General features: G+C 60.7%; 3 protein-coding genes. All 3 read left to right on the top strand.

Going from position 1 to position 2,355, the window contains the following annotated elements; all coding sequences use genetic code 11:
- Nucleotides 1-42 precede the first annotated feature (42 nt).
- Entirely contained in the window at nucleotides 43-1,164 is a 1,122-nt protein-coding gene (locus KGB06_RS28905) for a Re/Si-specific NAD(P)(+) transhydrogenase subunit alpha (RefSeq protein ID WP_223521822.1), read from the top strand.
- A gap of 11 nt (nucleotides 1,165-1,175) precedes the next feature.
- On the top strand, nucleotides 1,176-1,526 hold the full coding sequence (locus KGB06_RS28900) for an NAD(P) transhydrogenase subunit alpha (RefSeq protein ID WP_223521821.1): 351 nt from the start codon (nucleotides 1,176-1,178) through the stop codon (nucleotides 1,524-1,526).
- A partial coding sequence (locus KGB06_RS28895; RefSeq protein WP_223521819.1) for an NAD(P)(+) transhydrogenase (Re/Si-specific) subunit beta occupies nucleotides 1,523-2,355 on the top strand: 833 nt, incomplete at its 3' end. The genes KGB06_RS28900 and KGB06_RS28895, both read left to right, overlap by 4 nt.

The following is a 2,355-nucleotide window of genomic DNA, read 5'->3' as shown; positions in this document are numbered from 1 at the left end:
AGTGCCTGGGTTTACTCAATAAGATCACGCAGGAGATTTGACGTGCACATTGGTGTTCCTCTCGAAACCCAGACGGGTGAAACACGGGTTGCTGCAACCCCTGAAACCATCAAGAAGCTGATCGGCCAGGGTCATAAGGTCACTGTGCAAAGCGGCGCCGGCATTAATGCCAGTGTTGTCGACAGTGCCTATGAAGCGTCAGGCGCAACGATTGGCAGCGCCAACGATGCGTTTGGTGCCGAGCTGATTCTCAAGGTGGTCGCCCCCAGCGACAGCGAGCTGACGCTGATAAAGAGCGGCACCGTTGTGGTGGGCATGCTCAACCCGTTCAGCAACGAAACCATCGCCAAACTGGCCGAGTGCGGCATTACCGCGTTCGCGCTGGAAGCCGCGCCTCGCACCTCCCGTGCGCAGAGCCTGGATGTGCTGTCCTCTCAGGCGAACATCGCCGGTTATAAAGCCGTGTTGCTGGCCGCTCACCACTATCCGCGCTTCATGCCGATGCTGATGACCGCTGCGGGCACCGTGAAAGCGGCGCGCGTGCTGATTCTCGGCGCCGGTGTGGCTGGGTTGCAGGCCATTGCTACGGCGAAACGTCTGGGTGCAGTGATCGAAGCGTCCGATGTGCGTCCTGCAGTAAAAGAGCAGATCGAATCCCTCGGCGCCAAGTTCGTCGACGTGCCTTACGAGACCGATGAAGAGCGCGAATGTGCCGTCGGTGTCGGCGGTTACGCGCGACCAATGCCGGCCAGCTGGATGCAACGTCAGGCCCTGGCCGTGCACGAACGCGCCAAGCAGGCTGACATCGTCATCACTACTGCACTGATCCCGGGCCGCAAGGCACCGACGCTGCTAAGCGCGGAAACCGTGGCGCAGATGAAGCCGGGGTCGGTAGTCATCGACCTCGCAGCAGCTCAGGGCGGCAACTGCCCGTTGACCGTGGCGGATCAAGTGGTAGTCGAGAATGGCGTGATCATTTGCGGCCCGACCAACCTGGCCGGCGCGGTAGCGGCAGACGCTTCGGCACTGTACGCACGCAACCTGCTGGACTTCATGAAACTGTTGTTCGATAAAGAAGGACAACTGGTGATCAACCTTGAAGACGATATCGTCGCCGCGTGCCTGATGTGCCGCGACGGCCAGATCGTGCGCAAGAACGGCTGAGGATAAAAACAATGGAAGACATGCTGATCTCTCACGGTATCTACAACCTGATCATCTTCGTGCTGGCCATCTATGTCGGCTACCACGTGGTCTGGAACGTGACACCTGCACTGCACACACCGCTGATGGCTGTCACTAACGCCATCTCGGCCATCGTGATCGTCGGCGCCATGCTCGCCGCCGCCCTCACCGTGACCCCGCTGGGCAAGACCATGGGCACCCTGGCCGTGGCCCTGGCCGCGGTCAACGTATTTGGTGGCTTCCTGGTGACCCGGCGCATGCTGGAAATGTTCAAGAAGAAAGCGGCCAAAGCTCCGGCAGCCAAGACCGAAGCAGTCAAGGCTGAGGTGCAACAAGCATGAGCATGAACCTGGTTACTTCCCTGTATTTGATCGCCTCGGTCTGCTTCATCCAGGCGCTCAAGGGCCTCTCGCACCCCACCACGTCGCGTCGCGGCAACCTGTTCGGCATGCTCGGCATGGGCCTGGCGATCCTGACCAGCGTGGGCCTGATCTACAAGCTCGGCGCGCTCTCTTTTGGACAAGGCGGGGCCCATGACGGTATCGTCTACGTGATCGTCGGCCTGCTGATCGGCGGCACTGTCGGTTCGATCATGGCCAAACGCGTTGAAATGACCAAGATGCCCGAACTGGTCGCCTTCATGCACAGCATGATCGGTCTGGCTGCGGTGTTCATCGCCATTGCAGCGGTGGTCGAGCCGCAATCCCTGGGCATCGTCCAGCAACTGGGTGACGCGATCCCGGCCGGTAACCGTCTGGAACTGTTCCTCGGTGCGGCGATCGGTGCAATCACCTTCTCCGGTTCGGTGATCGCTTTCGGCAAGCTCTCCGGCAAGTACAAGTTCCGCCTGTTCCAGGGCGCACCGGTACAGTTCACCGGTCAACACAAACTGAACCTGCTGCTGGGCGTGGCTACCCTGGGCCTGGGCATCACCTTCATGCTGACCGGCGACCTCAGCGCCTTCGCCTTGATGCTGGCCCTGGCCTTCATCATGGGCGTGCTGATCATCATCCCGATCGGCGGCGCGGACATGCCCGTCGTGGTGTCGATGCTCAACAGCTACTCCGGCTGGGCAGCGGCCGGTATCGGTTTCTCGCTGAACAACTCGATGCTGATCATTGCGGGCTCCCTGGTGGGTTCGTCCGGTGCGATCCTCTCGTACATCATGTG

This window comes from Pseudomonas sp. GL-B-19 (assembly GCF_019956415.1).
Classification (GTDB): Bacteria; Pseudomonadota; Gammaproteobacteria; order Pseudomonadales; family Pseudomonadaceae; genus Aquipseudomonas.
The sequence above is the reverse complement of the archived record's forward strand: the minus strand, read 5'-3'. Positions and strand labels throughout refer to the sequence as shown.